The following is a 13,821-nucleotide window of genomic DNA, read 5'->3' as shown; positions in this document are numbered from 1 at the left end:
TGGAAGGCTTTAATAATTTCTAAGTACAATGAGTAAATGGGTAAAAAATAGCTCTTGAAGAATTCTGAAATTGAAGTATAATGAGATTAGTATATTATAAAAACATTATTTAGTGTAAAGGGGTGGATGTGGAGGATGCCATGAACAATGACAAGATTTGCAATATCACTAACTACCTCAAAGCAAAGTAGAACAAGCGAGACTATTTTAAGGATCGAAGGGTGATTGTTGTATGAATACAAATAAGAATGGAAAAAGGATTATCACGTTGCTCGGTTTAGCGGGTTTTATCGTTATGGCAGACAACTGGGTGGTCTCTCCCATACTGCCGGCTATTTCTCAGAATTTGACGATTGATATTTCGAGGGCAGGACTTTTAATTACCGCCTATATGATTCCCTTTGGGATCTTTCAGATCATTTTTGGGCCTTTGGCAGATCGATATGGCAAAAAGCAGGTCATCACCTTTGCGATGATCATGTTTACGATCGCGACAGGGCTTTGTGCGTTAGGTTCGAGCCTAACCAGCTTGGCAATTTTCAGAGCGCTCACGGGAGTGTTTGCCGCATCGGTTATGCCAATTTCCTTAGCTTTGATCGGAGATATGTTCCCGATTCAGGAAAGACAGGGTGCCATAGGAACGTTTATGGGCATATCGTTTCTGGGGCAAGGACTCAGTATGGCCATAGGAGGCACAATTGCTTACTTCCTTAATTGGAGAGGAGTTTTTGGCGTATATGCGATACTGGCCATAATTCCAACGTTACTGATCATAAAGAATTACAAGTCGCTCCCTTCAGAAAAGCACCCTGACAGCAAACTATTTGCGCCATATGCTAAGCTGCTGGGAACGAGCAGGAGTTTGTTTACGTATATCATCGTTTTACTGGAAGGTATTTTCATCATCGGAAGCTTTTCTTACGCAGGAGCTTACATTGCTAAAACGTATGGATTCAACTATTTATATATTGGGTTAATTATGACAGCCTTCGGAATCATGTCAGTTATTGGCGGGAGAATGAGTGGTAAGTTAGCGGCTAAAATGGGTGCGCGCAAAGTATTGAGCTTGGGACTTGTGTCAGCAGCCGTGGCGGATATCATTATCTATCTTTATGGGGATGTATTGGGGATGTTGATCCTAGGTATTGCCTTGTTGGGACTTGGTTTCATCTTTACTCATTCTACGCTTCTCACAAGAGCTACAGAGTTTGCCCAGAAGGCCAGAGGTGCAGCGATGTCACTGGTAGCATTCTTTTTCATGGGTGGAGGCGGTATCGGTACTGCAATTGGCGGAAGGGTGATTTCAGCCGTGGGGCTCAATAACCTTTTCTTGATTAATGGTATTGCCCTTATCATCACACTGCTTTTGAGCTTTGTCATGATACGGGATCATGTCGTGGAACCCGATGAATCCAAGGAAGAAATTGGGAATTTGTGAACATGGAAACATGTCGTAACTGCGGTTTGGGTATTGAGGATAACAACGACCTTATAAGCTGTTTTAAGTACAAAACGTTGAGCAATTCACAAGAGGAGAAAACCGACTGCCTATATTTCATCGAAAGAATTATAGAGGATGGCGAACCCCTGCCTCCCATACAACACCTTCTTTTAGTAGAGCAAGAATTAGGAAAGCGAAAAATGAAAATTAGCATTAATAATGGTCTGCGGATGTAAGATTGACATTGCCTAATAAACCCGAGGAACTGTGACACCAGTTCCTCGGGTTTATCGTGTTTCCACACCTCATTCTTTAAAGTGAATATCAATGGAGGATGCGCCGAAGTCTTTATTTAAACAATTGACCTGAATAAATCACAAACCACCGTAGGCACAAACCGCCAATAACAACCATACTACTCACGGGAAGAACAAGATTTTTATGGGCACTCACCCCATAGATGGAGAGGATAAGGGGCAATAACAGTCCAATGACCACGACCCCAAGCCAAAACAGCAAGGCCATACTCCCACTGAAATACATGGAGCCCACGGAAACGTAGAGAATGGCTAAAAGAATCATTTCCAAAGCAAGGAGTACGATATCTGTTTTCTTATAAAGGGTAAGATCGTTGCCATTTGCTCCGATCAAGGTTGCGGCTAAGCCTGCAGAAAGAGCTGATACCAAGAACAAAATCGGTAAAAACGGAATGCTTTGAATTCCGAGAAAGGACACATGCCATAAACTATTCGTAGTGACTGCCGAGAGCAAAAATCCGGTATAGGTTGCAGTGCCCAGCGCTACTAGAGAACCAACCAAAGCAACTGGTTTACGCAGAACTTGCAGCCCTTGAAAGGAACTCGTTGCAGCCATTTCCATCCCCGCACTGGTAACCAAAACCTGTTTTTGGGCAGCTGCTGCCGTCCATACCAAGAAAGCGTAGGCAAAGGAAAAGGCGGTGAAGATGGAAACTATAAATACACCCAACGACATGACGGAATGGAAGTTAACATTAATCAAGAGCTCCCAAAACGTTAACGGGCGCCCCAAGTCAACGATCAACATGACCAAACCAATGACGATGGCAACTGGAGCAATATAGGCACCTGAACGGATCACTTTTTCTGGCCGTTTTTTACTGAGTAAATCAGTTAACGCTGATGTTAGAAAGGCGCCTCCTGCAATCCCTGCCAGGAAAAGATAAATTGCAATAACCCCTCCCCAGGCTATCTCACTTCCAACACTTGCACCCCAAGTTACATCCATTTACTTCACCCCCTCATAGATATAGTACACGCTGGGCTTCGTACCCAACTCTGGCTTGCGAACCTGTACACTACTCTTAAATTTAACCAACAATTTTGCGGCATCGCTCGCAGGATCATTAATATCGCCAAAGGATAATGCTCCACCCACACACGTCGAGACACACGCAGGTTTCTGTCCTTTTGAAACTCTCGTTTCATAGCAGAACGTACATTTATCCGCTGCCCCAGTCTCTTTACTAATAAAACGCGCGTCATAGGGGCAAGCAGTCATGCAATACTTACACCCCACACACTTATCACTATCGACTAGGACAAGGTTATCGGCATTATAATGAGATGCCTTGGTGGGGCACACAGCGACACACGGAGCATCCTGACACATTTGACAAGCTTCTTTTTCGAACGTCATTTTGACCTTTGGATACATCCCTTTGATGCCAAGGGAAGGCGTCTTAGTCCTATACTGTCCTTCGGGAACATTGTTTTGGAATTTACAAGCAACGGTACAAGCCTGGCAGCCGATGCATTTAGCGACTTGTACAATCATTGCATAATGTTTAGCCAACGGAGTCACCCTCTTTCTTTAGATTCAGTTGCCAGTTCTCTAAGATTTCAGCGGCGTGTGCATATACGGGGCGCCGAGTCTCCCGGATTAGTGGTAATATTTTGCTTAAAAAAGGAAGCAAATGTTTTTGCCGAAATTCCTCCAAGCGCTCTTCTTCGCCGTCGCGCGCCAGGAGTGCCGCGAATTCTAACTCAACGGCCAAGTGGTCGGGAAGGTTTTCTGCCTTTTCTCCCATTCCATACCCTGCTGTTTCATAAACATGTCGGACGGCAAACGCCTCGGGCCCCATCACGAGACCGTCCTCGCTAAAATAGACCGAAGCATAAGGAGGTGCTTCCACTGCCCCTGTTTCGAAGAGCGGGATATAGTGCTCCCACAAGGCATCGAGGCGAGCAGTTCCTGCAGGATGGCCGATGCAGAACCTTGATAATTCAGCGATTTTTGCATCTGGGATAATAAGCTCTTCTCGCCAAACATCGATTAACTCTTCCAAGTGCTCAGAAATATCTTGGCAAGGCCGATAAAACAAACTGGCAAAGGATAAATAAAGTTCTGCGACTGTGTTCTCGTTCAAGGTTCATTCTCCTCCCCCACAAACCTTCAATCCTTTTGACTACATGTTTTAGTTTGGGCATAATGTAGAACTTCGCGAAGGACGCACTAAGCTTTCTTAAGGGTCACGAAATCCATGGAGGTCACCGAGTTTGCAACGGTACCAAGTTGACCTGTTACCAACTTATTAACATTAATCCCTTTACCATAGGCCCTTTTCAGTTCTGGAGAAATACGACCAAAGCCGTGATATGCAAATACGGTGTCTGGACGAATTCCTTCTGTCACCTTTGCTTTTCCTTTGTGCTCAAATTTTCCAGACGAGATGATAATGTCGTCTCCATCCTTGATGCCCAACTTATTCGCACTCACTGTGTTGATCCACAGTGAATTCGTGGACATTAATTCATTGAGTACGGGGACATTCGCCGTTCCTGCATTGGTGTGCACCGCAACTTTACCTTGAACAAAACGGAACGTTCCTTCCTCTGGTTGAGGATGCTTAACATAAACGGGAATTCCCTCTTTAGTAGCCTCTTCGACTTCTTCGGAGAAGAACTCGATTTTTTTACTCTTAGTGGCGATTAACGGGAGGGCGGCTTTAGGGTCAGTTGATCTCACATAGAACGGTTTCATACCCGACGGAATCCAGAACCCTTTTTCTTTCATTTGGTCTAAGGTGAGCCCTGCCGGAGTTAGCTGTTGGTTCAAGACCTCTTCAATAGTTTGATAGGGGAAAAACTTGCTGAGTCCCATTTTTTCGCCCAGTTCTTTGTAAATTTGCCAATGGGGCTTAGTATCCGCGTAAACCGAGGAAACAGCGGGTTGACGCAAGACATATTTGGGCGTCAAGCCGGACATATCGTAGACTTGCTCAAAACGCTCCAAATAGGTATTCTCTGGTAACACGACATCCGAGTAGTACGCAGTGTCTGTCATGTAGACATCACACGTCAGGATAAAGTCGAGTTTTTTAATGGCTTCGATGGTTTGCTCACTATTCCCAAGCGTAATAATTGGATTAAAACGATGGACTAACCAAGCTTGAATAGGATAGGGCTTACCAGTCAAAATACTGATTGGAATCTGACCCACACCGCCATCGTACGCTGGGATAATTTGGCCGGGTGTTCCCTTGACTCCCGTGTTATCAATCCGAGGTTTTGCAGGTTTAGGGAAAGCAGGACGTTTCAACCCACCCAGGGGCAAGGCATACCCGGCTTGCTCGGGGAAGCTCTTCAGAACACTTGCTACCTTATTTTGATAGTAGCCACCAGCCACTTCGAAATTTCCAATCATCATGTTGACCATCATAATCGCTCGGCGCAACTGGAAATCATTCGTTGTTAAAGCGGTCCGCCAGCCAAAGTCAAGGATGGCATGCGGCTTGGCAGCAGCAAATTCGCGTGTCACGCGAACAATATCTTCTCTCGCCAGACCGGTCTCTTGGGCAGCCCATTCCGGCGTTTTATCTTTAACCGCTTCAGCCCATTGATCAAATCCTTCAACGTATTGCGCAACAAAGTCTTTATCATAAAGGTTCTCATTGATCATGATGTTGGCCATCGCCATGACAAAGGCCAGCTCTGTCGTGGCTTTAATGGGCATCCATTCCCCCTTTGAAGCGCTGACACTGAAGCGTGGATCAAGGATCACCATTTTGGCTCCGTTATTCAGGGCCTTCATTACTGCTTTAGCTTGAGGAACGTGAATCCCTTCAAACCAGTTGCGACTTAAGGAGATCAAGTACTTCGTATTTCCATAATCTGCAGAAATCCCCTCGGTGCCAAACGTCGTGTCTAGTGCCACAGAACGGGTCATAGGGCAAGTGGCTTCATGAGAAAACATATTGGGGGTACCGATTCCTTGACCAATCGTTCTGAAGAATAAGTCATGCGGTCCTTTGCGACTGGCCAGCGCAACGGATTCCGCTCCGCTCTTATCAATCACTTTTTTCAGTTGATCTGAGATATACTGATATGCTTCATTCCAGCTCACTTCTTTAAACTTTCCTTCTCCGCGGGCTCCTGTCCGAATCATCGGCTTTTTAATACGCTGAGGATCATAGAGAAGTGACGGACCGGCTTGTCCTCTGCCACAGAGTGACCCACCCATCGCCGGATCATCGGGGTGACCATCCACTTTTACCACTTTTCCATTTTTAACGTGCACTGCGATAGGGCATTGATTTCGGCACATTTCACAGGCCGAATACACAGTTTTCTCAGAATCGTTGGCTGCTGCCTCAGCATTTCTAGGATCGAGTCTTGTTAGCGTTCCAAAGCCACCAAAGGCAACCATGGCTCCGCCAGTCCCGTAAAGCGCACCTTTTAAAAACTGTCTCCGTTTCACGGCGTTTCCCTCCTATTCAAGTTTGAACTCCTATGAGATAAATTGCTTTGAGAATGTTTACACAAGTTCAATTCGACAATATGACTCTTATTACCTTTATAAAGCATATTTTACATCCTTATGTGCATATAAGCACAAGTTATAGGCTCTACTTAAGAATCCCTATCGTCCGCTGTCAACGCGCCTTGTCTCAAATCAACAAACTAAATAACGCCATTGTTTGGTTCATTGAATTCTAAAGTGCTGGGCTATACAATACTCTTAGATGTTAATAATCTAAGAACCTAGGATGGTGAAATTGTTTTGGACAGTAACCAACTCAAGATCTTTTGCATGGTAACGAGCCAGCAAAGTTTCTCAAAAGCAGGGAAAATGTTGCATATGAGCCAACCGGCCGTTAGCACACATGTTAAGAATTTAGAAGATTATTTCCAAGGACCATTGTTTGACCGAACTTCGCAGGGCGTGAAACTGACCAAGGCCGGAGAAGTCTTTTATACCTACGCGCAAAAGATCCTTGACCTTCATGACGAGATGGAACAGCAAATCGAAACTGTCTTCCAACGTGAAAACAATCAAGTTGTGATTGGGGCAAGTACCACGATCGGAAATGTCTCCCTTCCTTGCTCCATCTATTTATTTAAAGAAGAATACCCTGAAGTCGAGCTTTGCCTAAATATTGCCAATGCTGAAGAGGTTCTTCGCATGGTTATGGCTGATGAAGTCGATATCGGCGTTGTAGAAGGAGATACAGAGTCCTCTTCCCTTAAAGCCTTTCCTGTCACCTCGGATGAATTAGTTCTTATTGTCCCTCCCAACCATCCCGCTGAAGGAGGGGTTATTTCCCTGCAAGACTTTCTTAAGCATCCGCTAATTCTGCGCGAAGACGGATCAGGCACAAAAAAAATTCTCGCCACAGCGCTAGCCCGCCATGGCTATTCTGTGAACGAGCTGAACGTGATTACCGAGATGACGACAATTTTTGCTATTAAATCTGCCGTAGAGGCTGGATTAGGCGGATCGGTTGTGCCACGACTTGCCGTGCGCAAAGAAGCTTACACGGGAACACTTAAAGTACTTACGATTACCGGCATGGAAATGCCTCTAGTTTTCAATATTGTTTATCCTAACAATCGTTCCCTTTCCACGAAAACAAAGCTATTCATTAAATTCCTTACGAATCCTGAAGAAAGCTGTCTGTGTTGAAACTACAAAAATAATCGTAAAGGAGCTGTACCCAACTTGAAAACAAGTTTTGTTACAGCTCCTTTAGAGTAAATATTTCACGAGGAGTTTTGACCCTATCCAAGTCCCTAAAAAGACCGCAATCGCAAAAATCCAGCCGGTAAGAGAACTCGAAGCAATTCCGTTCAACAGGGCACCGACATTGCAACCATAAGCAATCCGTGCTCCGTAGCCCATGAGCATTCCACCGATTAAGGCGGAAAAAAAGAACTTCTTATTTCTGATTGGCCGGAATCGAGCCTGAGAAGCGACTAGCGTTGCCCAAAAGGCACCCAGCAGCAGCCCGAGGTTCAAATAGGTCCCAGAGGAAGTCATTAAGCCCATAAACGTAAATCCTTGGTCATCGAGCACTCCCAGGTTAGTACCAATCCATTCCGCCCAATGTTCGATATTCTGAGTGACCCCCCAAGGTTGATGTCTCACGATTAGCACAAGTAGGTTGAGCACACCCAAAATAGTGGCCCCTACCCAATAAGCCCAAGGGCCATGGATGATTGTCTGGCAAGTCCTTTTCATGGTTTCACACTCTCTCTAATCATGCGTTTTCGTCAGTTCAAGATGCCATATGCCATTCGCCACTTCTTCCTCTTCAATAAGATACCGATTGGCTTTGGCCCAAACAACAATCCCCCTTGAGGTACAACTGTGCTCAGTCTCTAAGACTAAGATATCACCGCATTCCATGGACAATAATTTTTTTTTTGCTTTGATTAGGGGAATCGGACACATTTCTCCCCATATCTCAATTTCAAAACGAGCCACAGTCGTTCACCTACTCCCCCAGTTGTTTATTTTGCCACCATTTAGCCAACTGCCATAAGGCCACCAACATGGCTATTTCCAGAATAAGGGTTGGAACCCAACCTAAAAGATCTGGTAAGAAAATCCCCGGCCATTCACCAAAGAGATTTCTCCAGTATATTAACGACCTCTCTCCCAAAACAGCGCCCACAACCAAGCCGAAAAACGCCACCCCTTGCATGGCAAATCCTTCCCCAATACGCATTAGAATTCCCGTAGAACAGCCGCCGGCCAACACCATCCCGATCCCGAACAATAGTCCACCGACAACGGTATGTACGCCCAAGGGAAAAACATTGAGGATCAACGGGATATTTCTCTGGGATGCTCCCCAGGAAACCAGCGCAAAGCCAAGGATACTAATCCCCAGAAGCAAAAGAAAGGCTCGGGTGAGCTGAGTCATGCCGATTAAGATAGGATCACGCAAAGCAGACACAAGACAAAAACGGGACTTTTGCAAGACAAAACCCAAACTAATTCCTAGAGCAAAAATCAGAGTGAGATGAATACTTATTTGAGCAAGAAGAACAAGTAACAACGAAAGAAATACGATAAATCCGAGGTTCCATTTCTGTTGGGAATGAAACGCATTAGTCCCCATCTTGATCTCCTTTTTCTGGTATATTAACATATTTAATTTAAGGATAATCGTTTTAGTATAGCCTGTCAATGGGCTTAAACAGGGGGACAGGCACGTCGTTTTCAGGGATTGGGGCATATTGACGAGGTTTAATTCGGTGGTCCAACGTCATTACGACGTTGGATCGTTTTCATTTTTGGAATCGGTGTTGACAATGTAGAAAAGGAGTATTATGTTTATTATATTATAAAATTATAATAACGCTTAATTGAATCCAAGGAAATGATTGGAGATTAATAAAAATTTAAGAAAGAATGTGGATTATGATCTCTCAGATTCAAACTCGCATCATCAAATCGTTATCGTACGATCCGTGGGTGAACTTGGCCATTGAAGAATACTTATTAGAACAAATAACCGAGGATGAGGTAATACTTTATTTATGGCAGAATGATAACACGGTGGTCATCGGCAGAAATCAGAATGCCTGGAAAGAATGTCGGCATCTGGATTTGGAACGAGACGGCGGGAAACTAGCCCGCCGATTATCTGGAGGGGGGGCAGTATTCCATGATTTGGGTAATTTAAACTTCACCTTCATTATGAATAAAAAGCATTATGATCTCTCAAAGCAGCTCACTGTCATTTTGCAGGCGGTAACAAAGCTTGGGATAAAGGCTGAATTTTCTGGGCGTAATGATTTAGTGATTGAGGAAAAGAAGTTTTCCGGTAACGCTTATTTTTTTAATAAAGATAGTGCTTTGCACCATGGCACCATCCTGATCAATAGCGACCTAACCAAGCTTAGTCGTTACTTGCAGGTATCTCGTGAAAAGATCATTTCCAAAGGGATCGATTCTGTTCAGTCTAGAGTGGTCAATCTAACGGAAGTTTGTAAAGCGATCACCTTAGCGGATGTGGTCAAAAGTATGGAAGAGAGTTTCTGTGAAGTTTACGGGGGGAATGTTGAAAAAATGGCGGTGGACTGCGATAACCTCAACATCGAGTCCCTAGTTCAGAAGTATTCCTCTTGGGAATGGCGATTTGGCAAAACACCAAAATTTGACGTTTCTATTAGCCGTCGTTTTGGTTGGGGAGAGGTGGAATTCGGGTTTTGCTTCAAAGATGGATACGTAGATGCTGTGCAGGTTTTTTCGGATGCACTTGAAGAGGGACTAATCAGAGATATCGGGAAAGGCCTTGAAGGATGCTCTTTTAGGAAAGACAGGATGATTAAGCGGTTATCAAAGGTGGACAGTCAAACTGAAAATCAAGCGATGATTATTAAAGATGTTGTTCTATGGTTTAGTGAAACAGAGTTTTAATCAAAAAAACCTCCTGTTAGGCTGCCAGCATGTCTAGATAGATTACTCTTCTTGTTTTCTATCGCAGGGGGCTCTTTAATTTGGCAGGGTGTGTGTTTAAGCCTTGAACATCCGTTTGTAATAAAGAAGCCATCTGGTCAATAAAGGCCCCAGTCCCTCCGGCGCACGTCCCATTCATACGTTGCTCCAGAGAGTCTCCGAAATAAGTGACCTTAGCATCCTCACCGCCAAGTTCTATAGCGGCATCGGTCTTGGGAATAAGGATTTTAATGGCCTGTGAGCAAGCCATCACTTCTTGAATAAAAGGGACATCTAAGGTCTTAGAAATATTAAAGCCTCCAGACCCAGTCACCATGAGGGTCAATACATGCCCATGCAGGATGGTTTTGGCCTCTTCGAGCATGGAGACGACCGTCGTTCGAATATTGGAGAAATGCCTAAGATAGTTCTTATAGACAATTGTTTGCTCCGGATCCAACACAACAAGTTTGACCGTTGTGGAACCAACATCGAGTCCAATTTTAAAATGTTACTCATTTTCTCCTCCACTGGCTTAATGCGCGCCTTTTCCACTTTCCCAGAGAGTCTCGGGGCAAAGAAGCTCTGTGCACTTGCACTGGTCTACTTCTAGTTCGATCGTCGTGTGAGAGATCCCAAATTCTTTCAGGATATAGTGCTTAAGCTGTTTGATGATTTCTGTGCTCCGTTCAAGTGAACCTTCGGGATCAACAACAAGATGGCAACTGAGGGCAACACGTTCCGGAGTCACACTCCAAACGTGAAGATCGTGAAGATCCTTGGCACCTGGTAATGTCCGAACAAACGCTAGTAAGTGGTCATACTCGAAATTGTCTGGGGCCCCTTCCATCAAAATATGAAGGGTTTCTTTGACAATTTTCCAAGCGTTCCAAGCGATCATCAGGGCGATTAAAACGGAGATAATCGGGTCAATCACATACCAGTGGGTAAATTGCATGATGATGGCGCCAAGGATAACTCCTGCTGAGGCTGCTGCATCTCCCAAAACATGGAGAAGGGCGGAACGGACATTGAGGTTATCTTCTCCGCCTCGGAAGCCAAAAGCGATTGCCAGATTAACAATCACGCCAACCCCTGCACTCAAATACATAATTGTGCTTTCCACGGGCTGGGGATTTTGAAACCGGTGGAAGGCTTCATAAAAAATCACGAAGGCAATAATAATTAAGGTCAGGGAATTAGCTAAAGCGGCTAATATTCCTGTGCGATGATAGCCAAACGTTTTATCAAGGGTGGGAGATTTCTGCGCTTGAACGGCTGCAAACCAAGCAAGGCCTAAGGCAGCAACATCGGTCAGTACGTGTCCGGCATCACTGAGAAGGGCTAAGCTATTCGCTAAACTGCCTCCAACGACTTCCACAGCCAAGATGAAGAAGGTAGCCAAAAAGGCCCACTTTAACTTGGTTCCTGTGGCATGCACGTGCCCCCCGAGGGCACCGTGGTTGTGTCCGGCATGATCATCTGTGTGACTTGCCCCCGGTTGATTGTGAACATGGGTTGCCTCGTGTTGGTGATCATGATCGTGTTTGTGTTCCTGTTCCTGTTCCTGCTTTATGGATTCAACGGATGATTCATTAGGTTTTGACATGGGTAATCTCCTCCTTGTTTATGATTATAGATTAATTTTATAATATTTACATTAAAACATACGTTTGAATGTTTAACTAAAAAAATTATTACCCGAAACTGATTATTTTGGGAGGTGGTTGCTATGGTCGAGTGCCTTTTCTAAGATAATCTTAACGTGTTCGTCGTGGATACTATAGCGAACGAGCTTGCCCTCTTTGCGGGATCGGGCAAGACCCATGGCTTTAAGGAGACGCAAATGGTGGGAAGCTCCGGAGACCGTTATCTCTGTAATCTGAGCAATATCACAGACGCAAAGATCGGGTTCAAGGAGCAAGGCATAAATAATCTTAACCCGTGTTTCATCAGCGAGCGCTTTAAAAATAGGGGTAACCCCTTCGATCTCTGCTACAGAATGAGTTAATTCACTTATACGTTGAGGAGAACGGCAATCGGTTGGGCATAGATGATCATGACCTGGACGGTTCATACGGATTCCTCCTTTCTAAATACGGTCCTAGCATCCTTGGCTAAAGCGCAGCAGAAGCAACTAAGCCAAGTTTTCCATAAGGAATTCTATAGACATTATAATAGTTGCTTGAATGTTTGTAAAGGCGGGTTTGAGATATTGACAAAGAAGCAGATGAGAGTATCATATTAAGTATATTATAAGATAGTAATATTAATACTGAGAAGGAGTGCTAATATGTTTACGATTCTAATGTACATTGTGGCTTTCGGCTTTCTTGTCCTTTCCTTTATAAAGGATAAGAAGAAGACTTTCCTAGCCTTAAAGAAGGCCTGGAAGTCCTTTGAAAATATCCTACCACAGTTCCTGTCTATTTTAGTGATTATTGGAATCATGTTGGCAGTATTGAGTCCTGAAGTGATTTCTGGATTAATTGGGGAGAAATCTGGGTGGTGGGGAATGTTAATGGCTTCTCTGGTTGGATCAATCACCTTAATACCAGGTTTTGTAGCGTTTCCACTAGCGTCGGCTTTGTTGAAAAGTGGGGCTGGTTTTATGCAAATCGCTGTATTTATCTCAACCTTAATGATGGTCGGGATTGTGACAGTCCCTCTGGAAATCAAGTATTTCGGCAAAAAGGCTGCCATACTCAGGAATAGCTTAGCCTTCGTATTTTCGTTTATAGTAGCAATAGCCATCGGGGTGGTGTTGAAATGAAAATGCTGTTTAAACGATATAAGTATTTCTTAGCCCTGCTTGTCGTTAATATCGTAGTCTATAGTTTGTATCCATCCGTGGGTCAAAAGTCAATAGACATTACTTGGAGCAATACTGTGGAAATGCTTTCGGTTATACCACCCATCTTTATTTTATTGGGACTCTTAGATGTATGGGTACAACGAGAAACAATGATCAAGTTGATGGGCGAGAAATCTGGAATTCTGGGGATTCTGATAGCATTTTTCTTAGGTTCGGCAGCAGCCGGGCCGTTATACGCAGCGTTTCCCATAGCAGGGGTGCTCCTGCAGAAGGGAAGCAAGTTTTCTAATGTCTTAATTTTTATTGGTGCCTGGTCAACCACTAAAATACCGATGCTCTTATTTGAGGCTTCTTCCATGGGGTGGAAGTTCATGATGACCCGGTTTGTGATTGATATACCAGGGATTATGCTGATTGCCTATATCACAGAGAGGTTATTGAACGAAAAAGAGAAGCAGTATATCCATGATCAAGCTGCTGGCTCAAAATAAGCTGAACTATTCGAAAAGAAACAACAGGAGGGGGGGGGCTATCAAATGTTATATGGGAAGCTGAAAGAGTATAGGGCTCTAATCACATTCCCATCGTTAACGGAAGCTTTAGGCGCAGAGAAGGTCCTCACCCGTTACGAGTGCCCTTATGCCAGTATTCCTACGCCGCGAAGTTTGCGGTCCGGTTGCAATACCTCGTTGTGCTTTCCGTTGGATCGAAAAGCGCTCGTTGATGATCTAATTGATGACGGAGTTGTGCTTACAGGGATGTATGAAGCACGTGAGGATGGATTTTTCTCATTAGTATGGTGACGATGCATTAAGAGTAAGGGGAGAAACTCTGCGTCGTTTAGAAAGGAGCTGTAGTC

Annotated in this window: 16 protein-coding genes and 1 pseudogene; 7 read left to right on the top strand and 10 right to left on the bottom strand. The window is 44.4% G+C overall.

The features are described 5' to 3' along the window. The first annotated feature begins 232 nt into the window (after positions 1–232). Entirely contained in the window at positions 233–1,438 is a 1,206-nt protein-coding gene (locus DSOL_RS04735) for an MFS transporter (RefSeq protein ID WP_075363718.1), read from the top strand. Positions 1,439–1,440: 2 nt separating this feature from the next. Next, entirely contained in the window at positions 1,441–1,677 is a 237-nt protein-coding gene (locus DSOL_RS04730; RefSeq protein ID WP_075363786.1) for a hypothetical protein, read from the top strand. Between the two features lie 112 nt (positions 1,678–1,789). Here DSOL_RS04730 and nrfD read toward each other — a convergent pair whose 3' ends face one another. The 4 genes from nrfD to phsA all read right to left on the bottom strand — a co-directional run bounded on the left by nrfD (position 1,790) and on the right by phsA (position 6,178). Then, a complete protein-coding gene (gene nrfD / locus DSOL_RS04725; RefSeq protein ID WP_075363717.1) occupies positions 1,790–2,707 on the bottom strand; it encodes an NrfD/PsrC family molybdoenzyme membrane anchor subunit in 918 nt (305 codons plus the stop codon). Next, positions 2,708–3,274, bottom strand: coding sequence for a 4Fe-4S dicluster domain-containing protein (locus DSOL_RS04720; RefSeq protein ID WP_083642310.1), 567 nt, complete (start codon positions 3,272–3,274; stop codon positions 2,708–2,710). After that, a complete protein-coding gene (locus DSOL_RS04715; protein WP_075363716.1) occupies positions 3,267–3,848 on the bottom strand; it encodes a TorD/DmsD family molecular chaperone in 582 nt (193 codons plus the stop codon). Before DSOL_RS04715 ends, DSOL_RS04720 begins: the two co-directional genes overlap by 8 nt. A gap of 86 nt (positions 3,849–3,934) precedes the next feature. Beyond that, positions 3,935–6,178 (bottom strand): thiosulfate reductase PhsA, encoded by a 2,244-nt coding sequence (gene phsA / locus DSOL_RS04710; RefSeq protein ID WP_075363715.1) that lies wholly within the window; start codon positions 6,176–6,178, stop codon positions 3,935–3,937. A 303-nt stretch (positions 6,179–6,481) separates the two neighbouring features. On the opposite strand from phsA, the gene DSOL_RS04705 reads away from it, so the two are divergent. Then, positions 6,482–7,384: a selenium metabolism-associated LysR family transcriptional regulator gene (locus DSOL_RS04705; RefSeq protein WP_075363714.1), complete on the top strand. Its 903-nt coding sequence runs from the start codon at positions 6,482–6,484 to the stop codon at positions 7,382–7,384. A gap of 63 nt (positions 7,385–7,447) precedes the next feature. Here DSOL_RS04705 and DSOL_RS04700 read toward each other — a convergent pair whose 3' ends face one another. The 3 genes from DSOL_RS04700 to DSOL_RS04690 are packed head-to-tail and all read right to left on the bottom strand — an operon-like array spanning position 7,448 to position 8,825. Beyond that, entirely contained in the window at positions 7,448–7,939 is a 492-nt protein-coding gene (locus DSOL_RS04700) for a YeeE/YedE thiosulfate transporter family protein (protein WP_075363713.1), read from the bottom strand. Positions 7,940–7,954: 15 nt separating this feature from the next. Further along, on the bottom strand, positions 7,955–8,185 hold the full coding sequence (locus DSOL_RS04695) for a sulfurtransferase TusA family protein (RefSeq protein WP_075363712.1): 231 nt from the start codon (positions 8,183–8,185) through the stop codon (positions 7,955–7,957). Between the two features lie 10 nt (positions 8,186–8,195). Next, the gene (locus tag DSOL_RS04690) at positions 8,196–8,825 is read right to left on the bottom strand and encodes a YeeE/YedE thiosulfate transporter family protein (protein WP_075363711.1); all 630 of its coding nucleotides are present in this window, start codon (positions 8,823–8,825) and stop codon (positions 8,196–8,198) included. 302 nt (positions 8,826–9,127) lie between these two features. Between DSOL_RS04690 and lplA the strand changes: the two genes are divergently transcribed. Further along, positions 9,128–10,129, top strand: coding sequence for a lipoate--protein ligase (lplA, locus tag DSOL_RS04685; RefSeq protein ID WP_075363784.1), 1,002 nt, complete (start codon positions 9,128–9,130; stop codon positions 10,127–10,129). A 94-nt stretch (positions 10,130–10,223) separates the two neighbouring features. On the opposite strand, the pseudogene DSOL_RS04680 reads toward lplA, so the two are convergent. From DSOL_RS04680 to DSOL_RS04670, 3 genes and pseudogenes are all read right to left on the bottom strand, one after another. Beyond that, positions 10,224–10,649: pseudogene (locus DSOL_RS04680) on the bottom strand (BadF/BadG/BcrA/BcrD ATPase family protein); the annotation flags it as partial. A 33-nt stretch (positions 10,650–10,682) separates the two neighbouring features. Next, complete coding sequence (locus DSOL_RS04675; protein WP_083642308.1) at positions 10,683–11,756, bottom strand: cation diffusion facilitator family transporter; 1,074 nt, start codon at positions 11,754–11,756, stop codon at positions 10,683–10,685. A 102-nt stretch (positions 11,757–11,858) separates the two neighbouring features. Further along, positions 11,859–12,224 (bottom strand): ArsR/SmtB family transcription factor, encoded by a 366-nt coding sequence (locus DSOL_RS04670; protein WP_075363710.1) that lies wholly within the window; start codon positions 12,222–12,224, stop codon positions 11,859–11,861. Between the two features lie 216 nt (positions 12,225–12,440). Here DSOL_RS04670 and DSOL_RS04665 point away from each other — a divergent pair, with 216 nt between their 5' ends. From DSOL_RS04665 to DSOL_RS04655, 3 genes are read left to right on the top strand one after another with little or no spacing between them, the layout of a single operon-like run. Beyond that, positions 12,441–12,920 (top strand): permease, encoded by a 480-nt coding sequence (locus tag DSOL_RS04665; protein WP_075363709.1) that lies wholly within the window; start codon positions 12,441–12,443, stop codon positions 12,918–12,920. Next, positions 12,917–13,453, top strand: coding sequence for a permease (locus DSOL_RS04660; protein WP_075363708.1), 537 nt, complete (start codon positions 12,917–12,919; stop codon positions 13,451–13,453). Before DSOL_RS04665 ends, DSOL_RS04660 begins: the two co-directional genes overlap by 4 nt. Before the next feature lie 45 nt (positions 13,454–13,498). Further along, positions 13,499–13,765, top strand: a complete 267-nt coding sequence (locus tag DSOL_RS04655; RefSeq protein WP_075363707.1) for a putative Se/S carrier protein — start codon at positions 13,499–13,501, stop codon at positions 13,763–13,765. Positions 13,766–13,821 lie beyond the last annotated feature (56 nt).

The organism is Desulfosporosinus metallidurans (assembly GCF_001936615.1).
Classification (GTDB): domain Bacteria; phylum Bacillota; class Desulfitobacteriia; order Desulfitobacteriales; family Desulfitobacteriaceae; genus Desulfosporosinus; species Desulfosporosinus metallidurans.
The sequence above is the reverse complement of the archived record's forward strand: the minus strand, read 5'-3'. Positions and strand labels throughout refer to the sequence as shown.

What these genes read in the sequence shown, in the direction of transcription:
- DSOL_RS04730 (WP_075363786.1), top strand. Translation starts at nt 1,441, where the DNA reads ATGGAAACATGTCGTAACTGCGGTTTGGGTATTGAGGATAACAACGAC.
- DSOL_RS04675 (WP_083642308.1), bottom strand. Translation starts at nt 11,756, where the DNA reads ATGTCAAAACCTAATGAATCATCCGTTGAATCCATAAAGCAGGAACAG.
- nrfD (WP_075363717.1), bottom strand. Translation starts at nt 2,707, where the DNA reads ATGGATGTAACTTGGGGTGCAAGTGTTGGAAGTGAGATAGCCTGGGGA.
- DSOL_RS04665 (WP_075363709.1), top strand. Translation starts at nt 12,441, where the DNA reads ATGTTTACGATTCTAATGTACATTGTGGCTTTCGGCTTTCTTGTCCTT.
- lplA (WP_075363784.1), top strand. Translation starts at nt 9,128, where the DNA reads ATGATCTCTCAGATTCAAACTCGCATCATCAAATCGTTATCGTACGAT.
- DSOL_RS04735 (WP_075363718.1), top strand. Translation starts at nt 233, where the DNA reads ATGAATACAAATAAGAATGGAAAAAGGATTATCACGTTGCTCGGTTTA.
- DSOL_RS04655 (WP_075363707.1), top strand. Translation starts at nt 13,499, where the DNA reads ATGTTATATGGGAAGCTGAAAGAGTATAGGGCTCTAATCACATTCCCA.
- DSOL_RS04660 (WP_075363708.1), top strand. Translation starts at nt 12,917, where the DNA reads ATGAAAATGCTGTTTAAACGATATAAGTATTTCTTAGCCCTGCTTGTC.
- DSOL_RS04700 (WP_075363713.1), bottom strand. Translation starts at nt 7,939, where the DNA reads ATGAAAAGGACTTGCCAGACAATCATCCATGGCCCTTGGGCTTATTGG.
- DSOL_RS04690 (WP_075363711.1), bottom strand. Translation starts at nt 8,825, where the DNA reads ATGGGGACTAATGCGTTTCATTCCCAACAGAAATGGAACCTCGGATTT.
- DSOL_RS04670 (WP_075363710.1), bottom strand. Translation starts at nt 12,224, where the DNA reads ATGAACCGTCCAGGTCATGATCATCTATGCCCAACCGATTGCCGTTCT.